Below are 20,481 nucleotides of genomic sequence, written 5' to 3'. Positions count from 1 at the left end.
TATGGGTTTTCTCTTATTTGTTCTACTGTTTCAGAGTCGCTAGTTCCTAATCTCTCTTTGATTATTAATGCCCCCAATGCTATACGAAACGATTTCGCGCGGGTTCCTGTTGAACAGGTGAATTTTTGGGCATATTCATCAACAAAAATTCTGACCATGGAATTATTTTTGCCATGATTACCCAACGATTATTCTCTGATAATTGTCCCTCGAAGGGTAGATCAAAGTTGGAAGGTTTTGACTAATTTTACCTCATAGTCTAACACATTGTCAGTGCCGATCGCGAGTCAAAGTTTTTTCAGGTAAGGGTTTTAGGCTTATTCAGCAAGCCCTACGTAGTTGCGATCTTTGCGCTCTTTCCTAATATTATAAAGAGCGCTGAAGCGCAACTACGTACCTAATTTGTCTGACGATAATAAAACCGCCCTGCTTATTAAGGGGGGTTAGGGGGGATCAGATTCGGGAGCAGCCTCATAAAAAATTGATATAACAACTAACAACTGACTACAAATCAAACCACAGGAACAACCACTCGAAAACCCACAATACTAGCCTTACAATCAGGCTGATATCTGAGGCGGCACGCGCTGCGACAATTCGGAGGATGATCGTTCCAAGAACCCCCCCGCAACAACCTCAGCGAAAAGTCGCCGCCCGACTCCCAAACACTGCCATCAACAGGCGCACCGTTGTAATTATTGTGCCAAGCATCCGCGCACCATTCCCACACATTTCCGTGCAAATCATACAATCCGAAAGCATTGGGTTTAAAACTACCAACATCTGTAGTTTGAAAGCGATAAACTCCCTTCGGCGCATCAGCGTAATTAGAATTTCCGTTGTAATTTGCTAACTCGCTAGTAATCGTTTCCCCAAAGTGAAACGGCCCCGAAGTTTCCCCCCGACAAGCATATTCCCATTGGGCCTCGCTAGGCAAGCGATAATGCTTACCAGTTTTGCGAGAAAGTCTAGCACAAAACTCCATCGCTTCATACCAAGATATATTTTCTATCGGTCGATTTACACCTTTAAAACGGGCAGCATCGGGATTGAGATATATTTTAATTTCCGGTAGCGCTGCAACGGCTGCCCACTGTGCCTGAGTGACTGGAAATTTGCCAATACAAAAAGGTGCTAATGTTACTGAGTGCTGCGGTTTTTCGTCACTGTCACCCCGATCTTTTGGGGTACCCATCAGGAAAGTACCGCCAGGAACAGATACCATTTCCATGATTGTATTGCGGCCGAGATGTTCTTCAAAAAAATGTGTTTTGCCACTTTTAACATCAGTTTGCTGCCCGCGATTGTCTACTGTCACCACCTGAAATTCAAAACTGCTTTTAACAGCAGAAATCTTTGGTGTTCCCTGGTTGTGAGGCGGATTTGTGTTAGATTTTACCCTTGAATTCACAGAGATATTGCTGTTGATTTGGGCGCTGTGATTGATCGGGGTATTGATAGCAAGCTTTCCTCCCTCGGTTAGATAAGCATTGAGGGGAGGTAGGGCTGCCTTGGTCTGAGAAGAATTTAACGTAAGTTGTCCGCCCTTACCAAAATGGGGTTGGGGAGGTAAAGAATAGAGATTTAAAGCTTTGATGACTTCATCAGCAGATTGATATCTGTTTTTGAGATAATCTTGAATTAATTTATCTAAAATTGTTGCCAACTCGCTGCTGATTTTTGTACCTGCGGGCAACCTTTCTCTCCAAATCCAGCCGCCATTTATCGGATCGTAAAGGTCATCGGAACCGTCAATTTTTGGCAAACATTGAGTTAGCAGCCTCAGGCAAGTTATCCCCAAACTGTACAAATCGCTTCCGGGGAAAACTTGACCTCGCATTTGTTCCACCGGCGAATATCCGGGCGTTCCTACCGTCGTACCTACTTGGCTCATCAGCGAGCCAGTCACTTGTTTTGAAACGCCGAAATCAATTAAAACTAACTCTCGCCGTGCTCCCCTCCGAAAAGCGGAATTGCTAAAATTTGCCGCATTTAGAGATGGATTGGGGGAGGTGCGGCGGCGGATGATATTCTCAAGTTTGATGTCTCGGTGAATGACATTGCGATCGTGCACAAATTTCAGAATCGGCAAAATATCTGCCAGCAACTGCCAAATTTTTTCTTCGCTAAAAACTCCCTGCTGAGTTAATTCAGCCAGTAAATTTTGCCCCTCAATCAATTCTTGTACTAAATAAAGTCGCTTGTCTTGTTCAAAATAAGCAATTAATCGAGGAATTTGGGGATGTTCGCCGAGTTCGTAAAGTCGTTTCGCTTCTTGCTTAAACAGTTCTGTAGCCTTTTCAAGTGCTGATGTTCCCTGAACTTGGGGCATAAACTGCTTGATGACGCAGGGATCGTCCATGCGATCGATATCTACCGCTTCATAAGTTCTGCCAAATCCCCCCTCCCCCAACAGTCGAATCACGCGGTAGCGGTTTCTGAATAGAGGCGTGAGGTCGGGCTGGCCGCAACTTTGACAAAATTTAGATTTGTCGGGATTGAAAGGATGAGAGCACCTTGGATTCGAGCAGTAGAACATATCTGGGAAGAAATGATCTGATTTAAGGTTATGATATACCTTTTGTGTCTTTCTGCCTCATCATATCGATTAATTTTCGCAACCCACTCACCACTGGTATTCATCGCCGCAGTGCCAGATCGACTGATATCAATCCCTGGATTTCTCGAAAATCGTGTTTAGCCGATCGACTTCCGTAGCATAAAGTATCAAATAAAACACTCTTACTCTCAGCCTAATATCAACGATTTAACCCCACAGTACATCGATCTAAAATATCATCAAAATTACTTAAAGCTAAATGTTTGATTTTCCCTTGATCCGATCGACTGTTTAATTTGCTTCCAGATTCTGTTTCATCTCGACACCCACAGCACGAGCGGCAGGATCTGAACTCTGTAGCAATGTGTCAGACACATTTTTTTGATCGGCTTGGCTGCGGTTTTGACTGAGCTTATACTTTCCTTCCAGTCGAGTTATAGCCATCTCAAATCCTACAATACCATCCATCATCCCTTCACGGAATTGATTGGATAAACCGTCCCAATGCGATTGATAGTCAACATCGTAGGTGTCGATCATCTGATTTATCATCGTGTTCATTGCTTTTGGTGAGTCATTGAGCATGATAATTTTGGGAACACCATAGGCATGAACAGCAATATAGTTCCATGTTGGCACGCTCTCATGTTTTTCATACTGTGCAGGGGAAATGTAAGCGTGCGCCCCGGTAAAAATAGCCAATGACTCAGTAGATCCAAATGCTTGCCATTGAGGATTTTGCTTCGCAAGATGACCGCTCAATTTTACGACATCCTCTTCTATTGTAATGACGAGAGGAATATGTGAAGCACAAGGTACACCGTCTGCGCTCGATACCAATGTTGCAAAACTATTTGCTCTCATGAAAGCAACGAGTTTATCAATATTGTCTTCTTGAAAAGCAGTTGGATTATACATATAAATTCCATTTGGGTCTCAAGTTCCCGTCTATGATAGCACTCGTACCAAATTGAAGGGCGATCGACAAATCATGTAATTTTGAAGTGTTGGATATTGCGATCGAGTATGGAAAACTACAACTCAGATTGTGTCCGATTCAACGCACTGAATTCTCGACAAACTGTTTGCCACATTCCTTACAGCGATAGCACTGCTTCCCCCGTCGATACCCATTTTTGGACAATTGCTGCGATCGACAATGAGGACATTTCATTACTTTCATTACATGGCTCAACCGACTTTCCCCGACATATGGCTCTAAATACGACACCAACAAATCCTCAATCTGCTGTACCAGTTGTTGGCGATGCTGTAAATCCGGGTTGCGAAGTGCCGAGAGAATGACGGCATTGCTGCTGTGAACGCAAACCTCCGCGAACAGGCTGCATTGCACCTCCGGCAAGCTGGGATTTCTCTGCTGCAAAAGACTCGCCATAAAGTCGATCGCCTCCTGAGTCATACTTTCATCGATCGACTGGAAAATCTCCGGCGCTATATAAAACTGCACGAATACCACCCGCGATACAGGCTGTTCAAACATCTCTGCAACAGCAGTCACGAGGGTGTGAATCATTTCACGCAGCGGTAACTGAACGATTTCTGGTGTGTTCGTCTGGGCCCACATCGCCTTAACGCGATCGGCATGACGCAGTTCCATTGCATTAAAAATGGCAGCTTTATCAGGAAAAAACTGATACAGAGAACCAATGGCTGTCCCTGCTTTTGCTGCAATTAGATGAGTCGTCGCCTCGGAATAGCCCACCTCATCAAACACTGCTGCTGCTGCATCCAAGATTTTTTCGACTCTTTCTTTACCACGCTGCTGTTTCGGTTGACGGCGCAAACTGCTTGACGAATGCGAATCTTTTGTCATATTCTAGAAAAGCGACAAATCTCTCACAATTTTAGGTCTAAAGGAGAACACCATGCAGTCTATGCTTCCCGGTGCGCCTTGGTTGTTGGCACATAAGTCGATGCTGACACCGAACCAGCCTCGCAAAATTTCCTTGTATGGCACCGACTATGTGATGTGGAAAGATCCTGATGGAAGCATCAATGCCTTGCCCAACGCTTGCCCGCATATGGGAGCAATGCTGTCGGAAGGATGGTGCGAAGCTGAGGGCGATCGCACAAGCGGTGTCGTCTGCCCCTTCCATGCCCTGAAATTTGATGCGGGCGGCTGCACTGTATTGCCCGGATCGAAGCAGAAAACATTGCCCTTACTAAAACCGTTAGATTTGATTATTCAAGGTGACTTCATTTGGTCTTATGGCGGATACGAGCCACAAGTTCCAATTCCCAATGTGCTCCAGGAAATCGCCGAAACTTACTACTTTATCGGGCATACTGCCGATCGCAGTATCGAGACAGATTTGCTGACGATGCTGCTGAATATGCACGACTACAATCACCAAAACGGCACTCACCGAGACTTGTTTAGGATTACCGATGTCGAATTTCATCAATTCATCGATGAAGGACATAAATCCCATGCGTTTTATGATATGCCTACCGCGCCTTACAGTTTGGCAGAAAAGCTCAGAAAGCCAGATTTGTTGTTACTACCCAGCACCTTTAAAGCTCATTTAGAAAATCATTTCCCATGCCTAATAATTTTTCATGGAGAAATGCCATTCGGCAAAGCTGCACAGTGTCATATATTCGTACCAGAAGCCGAGAATCGGACGCGAACTTATATTTTGCTGTTCGGTCAAGCAAAGCATCCTATCTTTAAGCTATTGGGGGGAATGTATCTCAATTTTGGCAAAGTTGTTGTGGATCAAGATGCGGATATTTTAGGGAAAATTTATCCTGATACGCCTCAGAAAATTAAACTCAATAATGAAGTGGGGATGGATTGGGTACGGCGCAATTTTGAAAGCTTTCCTAATGTTAGAGAGCCTAATCTGTCAAGGTAAACAGGTTTAATATAGCATATTCCATGCTAAGAACAATTTTAGCGAAGAACACAAAGATTCGACAAGCGACGCACTTTTGCGATGGATAATAATGACTAATCACAATCGTTACCTGGATGTGAACCAGATCGATTAATCTAATTTCTCCTCATTGACGATCGGCTTGCAAAACAGCATCTCGCAGTGTCTCTAAACTGCGATCGCCATTGTATTTCACCCCGTTGATAAAAAATGTGGGTGTTGAGATCACACCGCTGTCGATACCACTATCAAGATCCGCTTGTACCCGTGCCACATGTCGATCGGTAGACATTTCTTGTAAAAACTGATCGACATCCAGATCGAGCGCGATCGCATATTCGACTAGATTACTATCAGCAAGTTGAGATGGATGCTCGAATAAGCAAGCGTGCATTTCCCAAAACTTATTTTGTGCGGCAGCAGCTTCGGTAGCTTCAGCCGCATGGTAAGCTTCGGGATGAATCTGCGACTGCGGAAAATGCCGAAATACAAACCGCAGGCGATCGCCCATCTGTGCTTGAATCGAGGGGATGATGCCATGCGCTGCTTGACAGTTCGGACATTGATAGTCGCCATACTGTACCAGCGTTACTTTGGCGGTGGTGCTGCCTTGACAACGATCTCGGCTACTCACTGGCGGTGTTAATCGATCGGGGTTGGGGGATAAAGCCATGAGATAAGAGTCGCAATTGCTATTGCAGCAGATTGGGATAACTTCCACTTTACAGAGCATCTTTCCAATCATTACTACACTAGATGATGATTTTCTTACTCCACTATTGTTGGTTTTTTGCCTACCTAAATAGGTGGGTTTCTCAATTTCAAAAAGCGTATGCCAAAATCAGAAAACTGCGTTAGAGTTTCAGGAAGTAATCATCGAAGGGGTTCCCTGATGAAACTAATTTCCGTTTGTGTTGGATTGCCACGCGAAGTCACCTGGAAGCGAAAACAGGTCACGACTGGTATTTTCAAGCAGCCAGTGGCAGGACGAGTGATGATGCGATCGCTCAATTTAGATGGCGACAAGCAGGCAGATTTGACCGTTCATGGTGGTGCCGAGAAAGCCGTTTATGCCTATCCAATCGAGCATTACGCTTACTGGAAGCAAAAGGGCTCCTGGCTTTATGGTGCAAATTGTATCTCAATCTACAAAATTTCCCCGGTACAAGTATTGAAACTCATGCCAGGAGTCGTCAGGAGTCATATAGGCTTCACTTACCGAATACCCAGGAGAGCCGTTTAATATCCCGATTTGGGGTGATATCTGGAAAGTTTCTGTATATCACGCCGATCTAGGATGACATACGGAAAGTCATAGCAGGACATTAGGCTTTGGGCGGAAATTTTTCCGTCTATCACTCTATTTTGGTGTATTATAGGGAAAGTTTCCGTCTAATAACTAGTTAGCTACACAAGATCCTAAATAAATTGAGTCAAATAAGAGATAATGCTTATAAAACTTATAGGCAAGGGTGAAAATAGTTGAATCGGCAAGCACTTATTGATCCAAAAGACGATATTATTAGCCTTCAAAGTGCATTTCTCAGATCTAAATCATTAGAAAGCAGGAAGATATTAGGGCAGTTCTTCACAGGATTCGTCGTGTCCGATTACATGGCATCTCTGATTGTCAAGCCCAAAAGTAAGACTATTCGCATACTTGATGCTGGCGCAGGAACTGGTATATTAGCCGCATCTACTGCTTTCTATTGCTTGAGTATGGGTTGTAAGGCCGTTCATGCTGTACTATATGAACTAGATTCCGAGGCAGTTGCCAGCCTTAAACAGACGCTGAATATCGTTCAGTGTTTGTTTTGCGAACAACTAGGAACATTTACTTACGAAATTTGCTGTGAAGACTTTATAATTGCTAGACCAGATAAAGAAAAAACTTTTCAGCCCTTTGATATATCAGTAATCAACCCGCCATACTTTAAATATAGTGCGAAAGATTCACCTTATGCCAGAGCGGTAGCCGATTTGTATCACGGCGATCCGAATATATATGCTTCGTTCATGGCAGTTGTAATGGCTTGCATGAAGGCTGGCGGTCAAATGGTAACGATAACACCTCGCAGCTTCACAAATGGACTATATTTCAAGGGTTTTCGTGAATACTTGCTAACTGAATCAGCACTGAGATTAATTCATATTTTCAAACACCGAGACAAGGTGTTTAACAATGATGACTCAACAGTGCTTCAAGAAAACATTATTTGCTACTTCGTTAAAGGCAGTAATGCCGACACCATAACAGTTAGATCGAGTGACTGCGATGCCAGCATCAACAATGCTGAGGAAAAACAATATCCGGTTCATTTAATTGTCGATCCTTCAAACGATCAAAGACTAATTAGAATTCCTGAATCAGCTTCTGCGGCTAGTATTTTGAAGCAAGCTGAAACTTTAAAAACCACTTTTGAAGGTGCTGGATATTTTATTTCGACTGGTCGTGTGGTCGAACATCGTGCCCGCCAATACATCACTGAAGACACGAGTGCTGAAAATACAGTTCCGCTTTACCGTCCACATAATGTGACACCATTAACTGCAACTTGGATAGGTAATCACAAGAAAGATGTAGCCTTCAGGCTTAATGAAGAGCATGACAAACATACGATGAAAAATGGTACTTATGTGTTGCTAAAACGTTTTTCATCCAAAGACGAAAAACGGCGCTTAGTTGCTAGCGTTCACCTTGCCAATATGCACGATTGTGAATTGATTGGCTTTGGTAACAAGACTAATTATATCGGTGTATTAGGTGGTGAATTATCCAATATTGAAGCCTATGGTCTTGCGACTATCTTTAATTCATCATTCATGGATAATTATTTCAGGTGCATTTCGGGGAATACACAAGTTAATGCTACTGAAATCAGGGTAATGAAATTTCCATCTCGTGACCAAGTGAAGAAAATTGGTGATCAAGTACACAAGCTTAAACTTTTTGAAACGGCTAAAATTGATTCGATCGTGAATCGAGTTCTTGGTGTAGTAGCTTCAATATAAGGGGGGAAATTTGGAATTTACGGCACAACAACAAGAAAAACTAAATGAAGCAAAAGCATTATTGACTGCCTTGGGGCTGCCCAAAGCACAGTGTAACGATCGATCGGCATGGGTCTTTTTGGCACTGGCTAATATAAAACCTTTAGATGACTGGAGTTCATCAACAGCACCGCTTTTGCCAACCGTGAACATCATGGAATTCATCCGTAATGAATATGGAATGGACTATAAGCCGAACAGTCGCGAAACCATCAGAAGACAAACACTTCATCAATTCGAGCAAGCCCGTATTGTCGATCGAAACCGAGATGACCCCACGCGAGCAACCAACAGCAAAGACAATAACTATTCATTGAATCAGTCAATGTTGGAGATTCTGGCGGAATACCCACACGGCGGCTGGTTGGGGAAAGTTCAAGATTACAAGGATGCGGTGCCTGAATTGAAGGCACAATATGAACGCGCTCTCGATCTGCACAAAATTCCAATTAGCTTACCAAGCGGTGAAACCATCACACTGTCACCTGGTAAGCATAATCAGCTTCACGCCGACATTGTTCACGAATTCTGTTCGCGCTTCATCGGTGCTGGCGGTCGATTGTTATACATTGGTGATACCGCTAGCAGTCGAAAAGAAGGCGGAAAGCTGATGTTCTTAGAAGCCGAATACCTGGAATCATTGGGTGTCCCCCCAATGTCACATGACAAATTGCCAGATATTGTAGTGTATGACGAAGACCGAGAATGGCTGTTTTTGATTGAAGCAGTTACCAGTCATGGCCCTATATCCCCAAAGCGTTGGGTTGAACTTGAAGAAGCCTTCAAAGATTGTAAGGTTGGTCTTGTTTATGTGACAGCGTTTCCAGACCGTGCTGAATTTCGCAAGAATGCGGCTGATATTGCATGGGAAACTGAAGTGTGGATTGCCGATAACCCAGACCATCTAGTTCACTTTAATGGTGAACGTTTCCTCGGCCCTCATGACAAAAGAAGCTAACAAGCGCTTGGACACGGAACGGAGACATACGCTATCAGTTATGATGCAAACATTATTGCCGTCCGGTGAAGCGCAAGCCATTAGACAGATAAATATTCAGTTACTTTCGCTTTGTGTTTCCATAACCGATGAGAGTTGGAGATCGCCCATAGTTCGAGAGATCTCAAATAGGTTCTATAGACCGTGAGAGGGAAGTGGGTTGCGGCGATCCAACCAAATTCGATCGCGTATTCGATTCGCTTTTCGATCGCAACTACAACTTAATAATGCCTTGCTGAAGAGCATTGACTACAGCGCGAGTACGATCGCTAGCACCGAGTTTGAGCGTGACATTGGTAACATGAAACTTGACAGTATTTTCAGAAATGTTTAGTTCGCCAGCAATATCTTTATTTTTTTTACCTTGAGCCATTAACGCCAACACCTGATTTTCTCGATCGCTCAGATCCGGTCGCTCCATTCGTGCCGCCAACTTAGTGCCAATTTCTGCTGGGATGTAGCGTTGCCCCCCGCTGACAGTCCGAATCACTTCTAAAATCTCCTGGCAGGGCGTATCTTTGAGTAGGTAAGCTTTGGCTCCAGCCCGCAGCCCTCGATAGATATCCTCATCTGTCTCATAGATCGAGAACATGATAATGGCGGCAGTGGAAAATTCAGCTCGGATGGTGTCGATCGCCTCTACGCCGCCGATTTCTGGCATCTTTAAATCCAGAATAGCGACATCGGGCTGATGAATGCGAAACTGTTCGATCGCCTGTTGGCCATTATTGACTTCGGCAACGACATTCATATCGGGCTGGTCATTTAAAATCGCGACTAAGCCTTGACGGACGATCGGGTGGTCGTCGGCAACCAGCAGTCGGATGGTTTTGGGAGATTCAGGCATATTCGATCGCGATGGTATTAGGGGGCTTCGGGATGGGCGAGAGTGACAGTAATGCTGGTACCTCGATCGATCTGGCTGACTAGGTGCCAGGTAGCTCCAATCCTGGCTGCCCGTTGCTGCATCCCCATCAAGCCAAATCCCGGCGAGGGAGATTGCGCCTCAAAGCCACAGCCATCATCGCGAATAGTCATTTGCAGATTTTGGAGACTGTAGCTGAGGCGAATTTGGATGGTTTGGGGTTGGGCATGGTGCAGAGCATTGGCGATCGATTCTTGGGCAATACGAAGCAAATTAAGTCCCAAATCGGGATGGAGACGGCGGGGGCTGCCGTCGATCGCCAGATCGATGGGCACCGATTGTCTGGACATCGTTTGTTCGATAAATTTGGCGATCGTCCGAGCGGGATCTTCGTATTCGGATGTTTCCAAATATAGCGTCCAAACCGATCGGCGGGCTTCAGCCAAGCCATCTCGCGCTAGAGCTTGAGCCGTCAGCAAATGAGTCTGCGCTTTTTCTGGTTGAGTCGCGGCAAAGTAGTCGAACGCCTGTAACTGCATCGAAATTCCGCCAAAAGCTTGGGCGAGAGTATCGTGAATTTCCCGCGCCATCCGAGTGCGTTCTTGCAGCAATGCCGCTTGTTGGGCTTCTTCGGCAAAACGGGTCAGTTCAATGGCAAAGGTGAGCTGTTGGGCTAGGGCATGAGCCAGTTCGATAGTTTGCCCAGCAAAGGTGTGATAACTGGATAAGTAGATGGTCAAAGTGCCGATGTTCGTGTTGCCGACTTTGAGGGGAATGTCGAGAAATGGTGTCACATCTAACCCGACTTGTGCAGATGGGTCGCTCGATTTGAGAGTTTGCCCTTGGCAGTAGGTTAAATAGGAATAAGCCCGATCTTCTCGATCGGAATGCACCCAATATTCAATGCGTGGGGCATCTAATTGCTCGGCAATGAGTTTGAGGGTATATCCAATAAAGCGATCGAGATCCGGATCGGTGGCGAGGGTATCAAGAGATTGTTTAAGAGCTGTGTTTGCCTTGACCAATTCGGTAACGCTTTCGTGTGCAGCTTGTTCCTGCGCGCGCGCGATCGCTTCTGATTGTTTAATTTCTGCCAATTGTGTCAGTTGAATGGCCAGAGTCACCTGCTGTGCTAGCGCACACATTAGCTCGATTTGTCGATCGCTCAAATGGCGATCGCTGGGAAAATAAAGTATCAGCGAACTCGTAGCCTTTTCAGACCACATCAGCGCGATGTTAATCATTTTCCTGATGCCATGCTCCGTACACCACGTTTCCAAATCAAAATTCAGCGGTGAGAAGAGCGCTAGTTCGATCGGATCGGTAGGGATATCTTCGATGACATAGTAACGCTGACGAGTTTGGAAATTTCCGTACCCAGCTAGTTCCGGTAGGATTGGGACACCTGTCACCAGACAATCATTGGGCAAATCGGCTGCTGTGAGAATTTGTCCGTTACGGCAAGCAAGCCTAAGATAGGCAATATCGCCCGGTTCTGGACTCTCCCAATACTGGATCAGTGGGGCATCAAACTGTTCGGAAAAGGCTTTGAGCACATAGTCCAAAAAGCGATTGAGGTCGGGTTCTGTTGCCAACAAATCCACGGTTTGCTTGAGCAAATGATTTGCCTTGGCCAATTCGGCAACGCGCACCTGTTCCGCTTGGAGGATGATTTTTTGCGTGCGATCGCGCTGGATCGCACTACCAATACAATCAGCGATCGATCGCAAAACGGCGACTTCTGCCGCACCGATCTCAATCGCTGCTCGACAATAATTCAAGCACAACACGCCCCACCACTGACCCTTGACCCGAATCGGCACAGAATAACTAGACTGGACTCGAACGGCGGCATAGAAACTACGTAAAGGTTCGACCCAATCTGCTAAGAGTCCGCCAAAACCATCCCCATGAAGATAATATCGTTCCAGAAATGCTTCGATTCCGGCTGAAGGGATGCGCCCAGTTTCCAGGCTATCCATCTGTCGCATAATGCCAGGTCTAGTCCACTCATAGATCGCGGTATGGTAGGTTGGCACGCTTGATGAGCGATCGGATAAAGGATCGAAGTTACCTTCTAGCACATTAATGCGATCGCATCCTGCACCTTCGACAATGATTTGCAGGGCAGTATCGATCGCTTCATCAAAGTTCTCCACCGTCAGTAAAACACTGGTTGCGTTGGCCGAGGCTTCCAAGAGCCGATTTCGCCTATGTAGTATTTGATAATCTGCTTCAAGCACGGCAGATAATTTTGGTGAGGAAGGCGATTTTTGATGCTCGGACATGGTTTCAACCTCGATCGCACTTGCCGTGCAGATAGTGTACCAGCATAATTTCCGATCGCAAACTGACGAACAGATTTTAACACCTCAGCTTGGCTGGTGTATCCCGATCGTGCCGATATTCCGCTGAAGTGCCCGTATTGATGGAGTCGATCGAACAGTCAATTTCAGATTGCACAAATTTCGCTGGATTGAGGTCATAATCCAACTTTGTGCAACGATTTTCACTATGTAGTTATCTTAAAAAATTCGATCGATAATTTTGCAAAACATAGAAAACTACCTAAATGGGTAGGTAAAAAACTACCGATTGGATAGCAAAAACATCATCTCTTGGTGTAGTAACGATTGGAAAGATTCTCTGTACAGTGGGTTGTATCCCAATTTGCTGGCTGCAATCGGATTCTGAGAAATTGCTGAAATTTAACTGAGGATACTTTTAGGATAAATTCAGGAAATCGAGCGGTTGAATTCAGAAATCTTTCAGAAGATAGCTTCAATATTAAGCTTAACAAACCAAAGCAGTTTGCCCATACTCACCAAATAGTTTAAGGGTAGGTACGGCGAATCGTATTCAAAATTTGATCGGGAGTTGTTGATGACCATCATGCAGAAAGTAGCAATCATTACTGGCAGTCACAAAGGGCTAGGCTATGCGATCGCTCGCCAGTTAGCACAGCAAGAAAATATTCAGGTGGATTTTCATGCTCTAAATGTCACGATCGATGTCTCCTTGTGGAATGAGGTGAGCCGATGAACAAAATTTGTGCTTTGGTGGGTGTGGGGCCAGGGCTTGGCTTGGCTCTTGCTCGGCGGTTTGGACGAGAAGGATATCAAATGGCACTCTTAGCCCGTCGTCCAGAGGCGTTGACTGAATACACCAAAATCTTAAGTGATGCCGGAATTGTGGCAACTGGATTTGAGGTTGATGCGGCTGATTCTGCCTCAATCTCAGCGGCCTTTACCGAGGTTCAGCAGCAGATCGGTCATCCTGATGTTTTGATCTACAATGCAGCTCTGCTCAAACTAGATTCTGTGATGAGTCTGACTACTAAAGATTTAGTGCAAGACTTCAAGGTTAATGCTGCCGGAGCCATCAGCGCGATTCAACAGGTATTGCCTGGGATGCAGCAACAAAAAAGCGGCACGATTCTATTAACGGGCGGCGGCTTGGCACTCTATCCTAGTCCTCAATTAATTTCTCTCGGAATTGGTAAGGCGGCAATCCGCTATCTTGCTTTGGGTTTAGCAGAAGAATTGAAAGCAGACGGAATTCATCTGGCGACTGTGACAATTTGTGGAACCATCGCCCCAGACACGAAATTTGACCCCGATGCGATCGCCCAGGTGTATTGGCAATTGCACCAGCAGACTCCTGAAACTTGGCAAGTTGAATATGTCTATCAATGAGGTGAATCAGTGCAATTTTTGATCGTCGGACGTGTTAAAGCTGAAACCAAAATTGAACAGGTTTTACCCGTTGTCAAGCCAGAGGCGGCAAAAGTTTGGGAACTTTATGCCAGCGATCGTCTACGCTCGATTCACTACATTGCTGATAAGAGTGGTGCTGTATTGTTATGCGAGGCAAATAACGTTGAAGAAATCAACGCGATGATTGCTCAGTTACCGATGGCGCAAGCAGGTGTCATGCAATTTGAAGTTATTCCGTTACTTCCCTACACAGGTACCGCAGAGCTTTTCGCTCAATAATCATTTGTCCTCATCACCCCAAAAATTGCATGAGTCACCATTTTGATTCGCCAGAATCTCGGCAAGACAGCCGGATCAACATCTGCGACATTTATTTGTTCAATGCCGACGATCCCCAGAAGATTGTCGCGGTGATGACCATTAGCCCTTTAGCTGGGTTGCCTTCACCGTTTACAGGTCAACCCCAATGGGATACTTTTAGACCTGAAACAGCCTACGAATTTCGGTTTGATACCGATGGCGATGCAAAATCTGACGTTGTTTTCAGATTTGTTTTTCAGGGAGATGCTAACCCCCAATCTTGGTCTCTCACTTACCTCAGCGGCGAAGCAGCCCGCGATCATCACGCTACAGGGCAAGAGTTAGGGCAGGGGACTGTGAATGAGGTTGCGCCTATTGCCAATCTAGGACGGATCTGGACAGGGTTGGCAGGCGATCCTTTCTTCCTGGATGCGGTTGCTGCCCGTGTTTGTCTCGATAATGCCATCCAAAATAATGTCTGGGATGCCGAAAGTTTCAGCACTGGAGCCAGTACAACGGGAGCAACCAATGTTCTCACGATCGTTGCTGAACTGCCCCTCGATCGCATCTCAAATACACCATTTAGTTTTTATGCAACGGTTGCAGCCAACGATCACGGACATTGGACGCAGGTGAATCGCTGTGGCAAGCCCAATTTTGCGGCAACGTTCAATGACAACCCGGAAGGATCATTACTCTATAACTCTACCGATCCAGACACAGACTATGACAACTTTGCTCAGCCTGTCATCAACTTAGTCACTCAAATTTGTCATGTCGCACAGAGCACTGACCGACCGGCAAATTATGGGCAGATGGTAGCAAACTGGTCATTTCCCGATGTGCTTCCCTTTAACCCACTGCTTCCAGCCAGTTTTGGGTTTGCCGGCATCAATGGGCGGAGACTACAAGATGATTTTGGCACAGTCGTTTACACGCTGTTCTTCAATACGTTACTTCAGAACAAAGTCCCGCCGCCGATCGATCTAAGGACTGAATTTCCCTATATTGCTCCAGCTAGACCTCTACCCACAGATTCATCTGTTGGTGTCCCTAGCCGACAAGAGGGATAAGTAACAGATATGGGTGGCTCGAATGCACCGTTTACAGCCGATCGAGGAGCCGAAACGGCTGTGTATCTAGCAAGTCTTCCAGAGGATGGCGCACAAGGTAAGTTCTTTGCTGAAATGAGAAGGTTTGGTGGACCGATATTGCTGTCTTGGTAATCAAGATTGCCCCTAATATATCAATCCATGAAATGTTAAGAATACTGGAGGGACTATAGAGAATAAAACTAACGGAAAGATTGCGTCAAACGATTTAACGACCTGAATTAACCGGAGAGATTGTATGAAACTCATCATGTTTGGCCCAACTGGTACGATCGGCAGTCGAATTCTCAATGAAGCCTTGCAGCGAGGACATACATTGACGGCAATTACTCGCGATCCATCCCGCTTTTCTGTCTCCCATAAAAACTTAACGGTGGTTGCGGGTAATGCGCTATGAAGTTGTCCGGCAGGCAGCCGATCCAGAAGCAACGCTAATGATGTTTCTGCAAAGCACCTATGAGGCGGCAGCAAATTTAGCCCATTGGGATCGAGGATTGCTAGAGAGATCGCCAGTCTCATCAATACAAAGGGAAAAAGAATGACAAAAGTTTTAATCGTGTATACCTCAAGCTTTGGTAACACCAAGCGAATGGCTGAAGCTATTACGAATGGAGCGCGTTCTGTTGAAGGCACAGAAGTTATCTGCAAAGAAGCATCTGAAGCGACAGCCGATGATGTGCGCGTCGCCGATGCGATCGTCATGGGTTCTCCCGTCCGTCATCGGACTGCTGATGCACGAGTCAAGAAGTTCATTGAGGAGGTCTGCGAGAAACTGTGGTTAACGGACGAAATGGTAGGTAAAGTTGGCGGTGTCTTTACCGTCGGCGGTGGCTACGGCGATTGTGGCGCAGGTTCCGAATTAGCTCAGTTGGGATTGTTAGGTGCTTTTGCGGCGGCAGGAATGATTCTCGTGACACTACCCAAAACAACACCAGGCTTCCAAGTGGCAGGAATGCATTGGGGGCCGCATGGTCGTTCTGGCGGCTCGCAAATGGAACCCGTTGGCATTACCGAAGAAATGATGCAAGCCGCTTGGCATCATGGCGCAAATGTTGCTCGTGTCGCTGCCGCATTGAGAGATCGGGACCTATTGGCAAAAGGTAATGTTTCTCCCTCACCGGAAATTTTAGCAATGTTTGCTTAGAAATTATTTAGGAGAAATATCCATGTCTGAATCGATCTCGACAGAACCTACGGTTTTCGATAAAAAGCCGATGGTCATATCCCTAGAAGCTGGCAATTACCACTGGTGTAGTTGCGGTTTGTCAGCCAATCAGCCCTTCTGCGATGGCGGGCACAAAGGTACAACCTTTACACCTGTAACCTTTGAACTCGCTGAACCTAAGCAGGTTGCTCTTTGCCTTTGCAAACATTCAGGTAATGCGCCTTTCTGCGACGGTGCCCACACGAAACTCTAGTTCCATCCTGTTGAAGTCTGGTATTAACCCGTAGAGAGCAACAATGAAAAACAAATTTACGATCGAAAATGCAGTGATGTTGTTGATCGACCATCAGCAAGGTACTATCAAACTCGCGCTTAACTTACCCCGTGAGGATATCGTGCAAAATACCCGCGCCTTGGCTCGCACGGCAGTAGAAACTGAAATGCCGCTTGTGTTGACCAGCAGCATGGAAGCTAATTTTCAAGGATTACTGCTCGACGATTTACAGAAAATCGCGCCAGTTGCCTACGAGAAACGAGTAAAACGTCCGGGCGTGGTGGACTGCTGGGAGTACGACGATTACAGAAATGCAGTCCTGGCAACAGGCAGAAAAAAATTGATTATGGCGGGTTTAACCAATGACGTTTGCATCGTCTTTCCTGCCATCAGTGCAGTCGAAGACGGCTTTGAAGTGCAGGTGGTAGTGGATGCCGGGGGTTCCCCCACGTCGATCGCGGATGAAACTGCCCTGAGAAGAATGGAAAAGCATGGTGTCACCCTGACTTCAACGAATCAAGTGATGGCAGAATTGGCTAATTCGTGGTCGGAAGGTACCGGACAGACGATTCAAACCATCATGTATGAAGAAATACTCGCCAAACTAATGTAATTGAGCAGGAGACCCAGCGGATGCAGGTACAAGTAGAACAACGTCGCGTCATTCAAATTATCCGAGCGGAGGTAATGAGCGATCGCCCAGAATTCCGCGCTTACAGTCTGGGGCGCCACAATCTGGGGGATGGTATCGATCCGTTTATCCAGTTGGATCATTTTTATATGCGGGCACCGATCTTCCCGCCCCATCCCCATGCCGGATTCTCTGCTGTTACTTACATGTTTGAGGATTCAGCAGGATCGTTTCAAAATCGGGATAGTTTAGGCGATCGCGCCCTCATTCATCCCGGCGATTTACACTGGACTCAAGCAGGTAGCGGACTAATGCACGAAGAAATTCCCAGTCCGCCAGGCACACTCTGTCATGGGGCACAAATCTTCGTCAATTTAGCGGCGAAGCACAAGTGGAGCCAGCCTGTTGCGCTGCATTTAGACTCAGCCTTGGTGCCGGAATATGTCAATCCCACAGGCGGTAAAGCGCGAGTGGTGGTTGGCTCTGCCTTTGGGTTGGAATCTCCCCTCCAGCCTTTGACTCCCGTGACATTGTTGGATGTAACGCTGCCACCGCTGGGAAAAATTATCCATACCCTGCCGCCTTCCCACCATGCCTTTGTGCATGTGATTCAGGGGAGCGGCGAGTTTGGGGCAGGGCGATCGCACTTAGAAGCCCTGGATGTCGCACTGCTTGAACAAGGAAGCGAAACTGCGATCGTACAAGCCAATGAGCTTGGCTTGCATTACCTCCTCGGAGCAGGCGAACCCCTGAACGAGCCAGTTGTTTCTCAAGGTCCCTTTGTGATGAACACAGATGAGGAGATCCAAAGAGCCATTGTCGCCTATCAAAGTGGTCACATGGGCCGCTTATAAAGCGTTTACAAGATTTAAGCATGACCCAATCCCCTTGTCCTTAATCACTCAAAAATTTAATCCGAACTAGAGCTGCTTTGATTGCCCAAGCTCGATCACAAGATCGATTATTTCCGTTTTATTTCAGTCAACCCCTATCTATCCTTGAGGACTAAAACCATGAAACTGGAAGGAAAAGTAGCGCTAGTGACAGGCAGTAGTCAAGGCATTGGACAGGCGATCGCCATTCGCTTAGCCCAGGAAGGTGCTAGCGTCGTGATTAACTACCGCTCCCACCCAGAAGGTGCGGAGGCCACGCTAGCTCAAGTAAAAGCCGCTGGAGGCAAATGTCACATGGTGGATGGGTTCACCCTGCAAGGCGATACGGGCAGCCTTGCCGATGTCCAGCGCCTCGTATCAGAAAGCGTTAACCACTTCGGCCAGCTTGACATTTTGGTCAATAATGCGGGCATTGAGAAAAATGCCGATTTCTGGAATGTCACCGAAGCTGATTACGATGCGGTAATGAATGTGAATCTGAAGGGGATATTTTTTGCCATTCAAGCTTTTGTGCAGCATTGCATGGCCGTGTCGCATCCCGGTAAAGTAATCAACATTAGCTCGGTGCATGAAGAGTTGCCGTTTCCGCATTTTGCCGCGTACTGTGCTAGCAAAGGAGCCTTAAAAATGCTCACCCGCAATCTATCCGTAGAGTTAGCGCCGTTGGGGATCACGATTAATAATGTGGCGCCGGGGGCGATCGAAACGCCGATCAACACCAAACTCCTGAATGATCCCACCAAACTCAACGCCCTGCTGCAAAATATTCCCCTAAAGCGCTTGGGGCAACCGGCAGATGTGGCCGCCATGGTGGCTTTTTTGGCTTCTGCTGATGCTGATTATGTCACCGGCACGACGCTCTTTGTCGATGGCGGTCTGCTCTGGAATTATCAAGAACAGTAGAAACTGATACAAACTAAATTGGTCAATAGTTGGTTGATCTATGATAAGTCGGATTAGTTCCCATGTTATTTAGGGAGGTTAAAGTCGATGAACAATTTATCAGGTAAAGTCGCGATCGTGACCGGCTCTTCGCGGGGTATTGGCAGCATCATTGCCCAGGATTTGGCCAAAGCTGGGTGCAGCCTGATTGTTAACTACTCAGGGAGTGAAGCGGCTGCTAAAGCGGTGGTGGATCAGATTACAAGCGCTGGAGGGCAGGCGATCGCTGTGCGTGCCAATGTCGCCTCACCGAGCGATATGACGGCTCTGTTTGATGCGGCGATTACCCAGTATGGCAAGGTTGATATTTTAGTTAACAACGCGGGCATCAATATCTACAAATTAGTGAAAGATACGACGGAGGAAGATTTCGATCGGATTTTTCAAATCAATGTCAAAGGCGTTTTTCTCGGTCTAAAAGAGGCCGCCACGCGGCTAGAAGCGAATGGTCGCGCGATCAATTTTTCTTCGTCCGTGACTCGCCTAATGCTACCAACCTATGGCGTTTATTCCGCCACGAAAGCCGCCGTTGAGCAGTTAACGCGGGTCTTTGCCAAGGAGGTCGGCGCGCGGGGCATCACCGTGAATTCGATTTCGCCCGGGCCGACCAATACCGATCTGTTTTTAGAGGGGAAAAGCGAAGAAACCATCCAGCGATTAGCCGCCATGTCGGCACTGGGCCGGATTGGTGAGCCAGTCGATATTTCTCGGGTGGTGCTGTTTTTGGCCAGTGAATCAGCGAGTTGGGTGACTGGCCAAAATCTAGGGGTAAATGGCGGTTTTGCCTAGTTGATACAATCCAAAAATTCTGTCGCACCAATGACTATGCCATACGTCAATATCCAGATTACCAAAGGGGCCACGAGGGAGCAGAAAGCTCAGCTCGTAGCCGAAGTGACTGATTCACTTGGGCGGATTCTGGGCAAGAAACCAGAGCATACGCATATCGTGATTCAAGAAATTGCCGAAGAAAATTGGGGGCTAGAAACTGTAACTTGATTCTTGGACAAATCTACCCATTGTTGCTCAATTGTGGGTAGCTTTTTCACTCGCAAGTTCTGCTAAGGTTGGAATA

At 46.4% G+C, this 20,481-nt stretch carries 23 protein-coding genes and 3 pseudogenes; 18 read left to right on the top strand and 8 right to left on the bottom strand.

Going from position 1 to position 20,481, the window contains the following annotated elements; genetic code table 11:
* The 5 genes and pseudogenes from JGK16_RS28110 to JGK16_RS28090 all read right to left on the bottom strand — a co-directional run.
* Nucleotides 1-229: pseudogene (locus JGK16_RS28110) on the bottom strand (IS5/IS1182 family transposase); the annotation flags it as partial.
* 282 nt (nt 230-511) lie between these two features.
* Nucleotides 512-2,539 carry an SUMF1/EgtB/PvdO family nonheme iron enzyme gene (locus JGK16_RS28105; protein ID WP_293186136.1) on the bottom strand — a complete coding sequence of 676 codons (2,028 nt, stop codon included), beginning with the start codon at nt 2,537-2,539 and terminating at the stop codon, nt 512-514.
* A 312-nt stretch (nt 2,540-2,851) separates the two neighbouring features.
* A complete protein-coding gene (locus JGK16_RS28100) occupies nt 2,852-3,478 on the bottom strand; it encodes an FMN-binding negative transcriptional regulator (RefSeq protein WP_293193341.1) in 627 nt (208 codons plus the stop codon).
* A gap of 151 nt (nt 3,479-3,629) precedes the next feature.
* Nucleotides 3,630-3,734, bottom strand: a pseudogene (locus JGK16_RS28095) (IS1 family transposase); the annotation flags it as partial.
* 57 nt (nt 3,735-3,791) lie between these two features.
* A pseudogene (locus JGK16_RS28090) lies at nt 3,792-4,394 on the bottom strand (TetR/AcrR family transcriptional regulator); the annotation flags it as partial.
* A gap of 52 nt (nt 4,395-4,446) precedes the next feature.
* On the opposite strand from JGK16_RS28090, the gene JGK16_RS28085 reads away from it, so the two are divergent.
* The gene (locus JGK16_RS28085) at nt 4,447-5,439 is read left to right on the top strand and encodes a Rieske 2Fe-2S domain-containing protein (protein ID WP_293186140.1); all 993 of its coding nucleotides are present in this window, start codon (nt 4,447-4,449) and stop codon (nt 5,437-5,439) included.
* Between the two features lie 148 nt (nt 5,440-5,587).
* Here JGK16_RS28085 and JGK16_RS28080 read toward each other — a convergent pair whose 3' ends face one another.
* Nucleotides 5,588-6,133, bottom strand: coding sequence for a DsbA family protein (locus JGK16_RS28080; protein WP_293193343.1), 546 nt, complete (start codon nt 6,131-6,133; stop codon nt 5,588-5,590).
* 219 nt (nt 6,134-6,352) lie between these two features.
* Between JGK16_RS28080 and JGK16_RS28075 the strand changes: the two genes are divergently transcribed.
* From JGK16_RS28075 to JGK16_RS28065, 3 genes are all read left to right on the top strand, one after another.
* On the top strand, nt 6,353-6,703 hold the full coding sequence (locus tag JGK16_RS28075) for a hypothetical protein (protein WP_293186144.1): 351 nt from the start codon (nt 6,353-6,355) through the stop codon (nt 6,701-6,703).
* Nucleotides 6,704-6,942: 239 nt separating this feature from the next.
* A complete protein-coding gene (locus JGK16_RS28070) occupies nt 6,943-8,472 on the top strand; it encodes an Eco57I restriction-modification methylase domain-containing protein (protein ID WP_293193344.1) in 1,530 nt (509 codons plus the stop codon).
* 10 nt (nt 8,473-8,482) lie between these two features.
* Nucleotides 8,483-9,469, top strand: a complete 987-nt coding sequence (locus tag JGK16_RS28065) for a BsuBI/PstI family type II restriction endonuclease (RefSeq protein WP_293186147.1) — start codon at nt 8,483-8,485, stop codon at nt 9,467-9,469.
* 253 nt (nt 9,470-9,722) lie between these two features.
* On the opposite strand, the gene JGK16_RS28060 is transcribed toward JGK16_RS28065, so the two are convergent.
* Both JGK16_RS28060 and JGK16_RS28055 read right to left on the bottom strand, forming a co-directional pair.
* Entirely contained in the window at nt 9,723-10,355 is a 633-nt protein-coding gene (locus tag JGK16_RS28060; protein WP_293186149.1) for a response regulator transcription factor, read from the bottom strand.
* A 17-nt stretch (nt 10,356-10,372) separates the two neighbouring features.
* Nucleotides 10,373-12,661, bottom strand: a complete 2,289-nt coding sequence (locus tag JGK16_RS28055) for a GAF domain-containing sensor histidine kinase (RefSeq protein ID WP_293186151.1) — start codon at nt 12,659-12,661, stop codon at nt 10,373-10,375.
* Nucleotides 12,662-13,256: 595 nt separating this feature from the next.
* On the opposite strand from JGK16_RS28055, the gene JGK16_RS28050 reads away from it, so the two are divergent.
* From JGK16_RS28050 to JGK16_RS27985, 14 genes are all read left to right on the top strand, one after another.
* Nucleotides 13,257-13,415, top strand: a complete 159-nt coding sequence (locus JGK16_RS28050) for a hypothetical protein (protein ID WP_293193345.1) — start codon at nt 13,257-13,259, stop codon at nt 13,413-13,415.
* Nucleotides 13,412-14,068: an SDR family NAD(P)-dependent oxidoreductase gene (locus tag JGK16_RS28045; protein WP_293193346.1), complete on the top strand. Its 657-nt coding sequence runs from the start codon at nt 13,412-13,414 to the stop codon at nt 14,066-14,068. The genes JGK16_RS28050 and JGK16_RS28045 overlap by 4 nt, the downstream gene beginning before the upstream one ends.
* Before the next feature lie 9 nt (nt 14,069-14,077).
* Nucleotides 14,078-14,368 carry a muconolactone Delta-isomerase family protein gene (locus tag JGK16_RS28040; protein ID WP_293186157.1) on the top strand — a complete coding sequence of 97 codons (291 nt, stop codon included), beginning with the start codon at nt 14,078-14,080 and terminating at the stop codon, nt 14,366-14,368.
* Between the two features lie 29 nt (nt 14,369-14,397).
* Nucleotides 14,398-15,462 carry a DUF4331 family protein gene (locus tag JGK16_RS28035; RefSeq protein ID WP_293193347.1) on the top strand — a complete coding sequence of 355 codons (1,065 nt, stop codon included), beginning with the start codon at nt 14,398-14,400 and terminating at the stop codon, nt 15,460-15,462.
* 9 nt (nt 15,463-15,471) lie between these two features.
* A complete protein-coding gene (locus tag JGK16_RS28030; RefSeq protein WP_293186161.1) occupies nt 15,472-15,615 on the top strand; it encodes a hypothetical protein in 144 nt (47 codons plus the stop codon).
* A gap of 124 nt (nt 15,616-15,739) precedes the next feature.
* A complete protein-coding gene (locus JGK16_RS28025) occupies nt 15,740-15,898 on the top strand; it encodes an NAD(P)H-binding protein (RefSeq protein ID WP_293186162.1) in 159 nt (52 codons plus the stop codon).
* Nucleotides 15,888-16,043 (top strand): DUF5996 family protein, encoded by a 156-nt coding sequence (locus JGK16_RS28020; protein ID WP_293203538.1) that lies wholly within the window; start codon nt 15,888-15,890, stop codon nt 16,041-16,043. Before JGK16_RS28025 ends, JGK16_RS28020 begins: the two co-directional genes overlap by 11 nt.
* A gap of 14 nt (nt 16,044-16,057) precedes the next feature.
* The gene (locus JGK16_RS28015) at nt 16,058-16,645 is read left to right on the top strand and encodes a flavodoxin domain-containing protein (RefSeq protein WP_293193348.1); all 588 of its coding nucleotides are present in this window, start codon (nt 16,058-16,060) and stop codon (nt 16,643-16,645) included.
* Nucleotides 16,646-16,667: 22 nt separating this feature from the next.
* Nucleotides 16,668-16,919 (top strand): CDGSH iron-sulfur domain-containing protein, encoded by a 252-nt coding sequence (locus JGK16_RS28010; RefSeq protein WP_293186165.1) that lies wholly within the window; start codon nt 16,668-16,670, stop codon nt 16,917-16,919.
* 43 nt (nt 16,920-16,962) lie between these two features.
* Nucleotides 16,963-17,553 carry an isochorismatase family protein gene (locus JGK16_RS28005; protein WP_293193349.1) on the top strand — a complete coding sequence of 197 codons (591 nt, stop codon included), beginning with the start codon at nt 16,963-16,965 and terminating at the stop codon, nt 17,551-17,553.
* 20 nt (nt 17,554-17,573) lie between these two features.
* A complete protein-coding gene (locus JGK16_RS28000) occupies nt 17,574-18,425 on the top strand; it encodes a pirin-like C-terminal cupin domain-containing protein (protein WP_293193350.1) in 852 nt (283 codons plus the stop codon).
* 159 nt (nt 18,426-18,584) lie between these two features.
* A complete protein-coding gene (locus tag JGK16_RS27995; RefSeq protein WP_293193353.1) occupies nt 18,585-19,367 on the top strand; it encodes a glucose 1-dehydrogenase in 783 nt (260 codons plus the stop codon).
* An 87-nt stretch (nt 19,368-19,454) separates the two neighbouring features.
* Nucleotides 19,455-20,195 carry an SDR family oxidoreductase gene (locus JGK16_RS27990; RefSeq protein ID WP_293193351.1) on the top strand — a complete coding sequence of 247 codons (741 nt, stop codon included), beginning with the start codon at nt 19,455-19,457 and terminating at the stop codon, nt 20,193-20,195.
* Nucleotides 20,196-20,225: 30 nt separating this feature from the next.
* Nucleotides 20,226-20,405 carry a 4-oxalocrotonate tautomerase family protein gene (locus JGK16_RS27985; protein WP_293198707.1) on the top strand — a complete coding sequence of 60 codons (180 nt, stop codon included), beginning with the start codon at nt 20,226-20,228 and terminating at the stop codon, nt 20,403-20,405.
* Nucleotides 20,406-20,481 lie beyond the last annotated feature (76 nt).

Source organism: Microcoleus sp. PH2017_09_SFU_O_A, from assembly GCF_020738625.1.
In the GTDB taxonomy this organism is placed as follows: Bacteria; Cyanobacteriota; Cyanobacteriia; order Cyanobacteriales; family Microcoleaceae; genus Microcoleus.
The sequence above is the reverse complement of the archived record's forward strand: the minus strand, read 5'-3'. Positions and strand labels throughout refer to the sequence as shown.

Coding starts and splice junctions, on each gene's coding strand:
- JGK16_RS28075 (WP_293186144.1), top strand. CDS start 6,353: ATGAAACTAATTTCCGTTTGTGTTGGATTGCCACGCGAAGTCACCTGG.
- JGK16_RS28055 (WP_293186151.1), bottom strand. CDS start 12,661: ATGTCCGAGCATCAAAAATCGCCTTCCTCACCAAAATTATCTGCCGTG.
- JGK16_RS27995 (WP_293193353.1), top strand. CDS start 18,585: ATGAAACTGGAAGGAAAAGTAGCGCTAGTGACAGGCAGTAGTCAAGGC.
- JGK16_RS28060 (WP_293186149.1), bottom strand. CDS start 10,355: ATGCCTGAATCTCCCAAAACCATCCGACTGCTGGTTGCCGACGACCAC.
- JGK16_RS28010 (WP_293186165.1), top strand. CDS start 16,668: ATGTCTGAATCGATCTCGACAGAACCTACGGTTTTCGATAAAAAGCCG.
- JGK16_RS28030 (WP_293186161.1), top strand. CDS start 15,472: ATGGGTGGCTCGAATGCACCGTTTACAGCCGATCGAGGAGCCGAAACG.
- JGK16_RS27990 (WP_293193351.1), top strand. CDS start 19,455: ATGAACAATTTATCAGGTAAAGTCGCGATCGTGACCGGCTCTTCGCGG.
- JGK16_RS28105 (WP_293186136.1), bottom strand. CDS start 2,539: ATGTTCTACTGCTCGAATCCAAGGTGCTCTCATCCTTTCAATCCCGAC.
- JGK16_RS28020 (WP_293203538.1), top strand. CDS start 15,888: ATGCGCTATGAAGTTGTCCGGCAGGCAGCCGATCCAGAAGCAACGCTA.
- JGK16_RS28100 (WP_293193341.1), bottom strand. CDS start 3,478: ATGTATAATCCAACTGCTTTTCAAGAAGACAATATTGATAAACTCGTT.
- JGK16_RS28085 (WP_293186140.1), top strand. CDS start 4,447: ATGCAGTCTATGCTTCCCGGTGCGCCTTGGTTGTTGGCACATAAGTCG.
- JGK16_RS28005 (WP_293193349.1), top strand. CDS start 16,963: ATGAAAAACAAATTTACGATCGAAAATGCAGTGATGTTGTTGATCGAC.
- JGK16_RS28050 (WP_293193345.1), top strand. CDS start 13,257: ATGACCATCATGCAGAAAGTAGCAATCATTACTGGCAGTCACAAAGGG.
- JGK16_RS28035 (WP_293193347.1), top strand. CDS start 14,398: ATGAGTCACCATTTTGATTCGCCAGAATCTCGGCAAGACAGCCGGATC.
- JGK16_RS27985 (WP_293198707.1), top strand. CDS start 20,226: ATGACTATGCCATACGTCAATATCCAGATTACCAAAGGGGCCACGAGG.
- JGK16_RS28080 (WP_293193343.1), bottom strand. CDS start 6,133: ATGGCTTTATCCCCCAACCCCGATCGATTAACACCGCCAGTGAGTAGC.
- JGK16_RS28025 (WP_293186162.1), top strand. CDS start 15,740: ATGAAACTCATCATGTTTGGCCCAACTGGTACGATCGGCAGTCGAATT.
- JGK16_RS28045 (WP_293193346.1), top strand. CDS start 13,412: ATGAACAAAATTTGTGCTTTGGTGGGTGTGGGGCCAGGGCTTGGCTTG.
- JGK16_RS28000 (WP_293193350.1), top strand. CDS start 17,574: ATGCAGGTACAAGTAGAACAACGTCGCGTCATTCAAATTATCCGAGCG.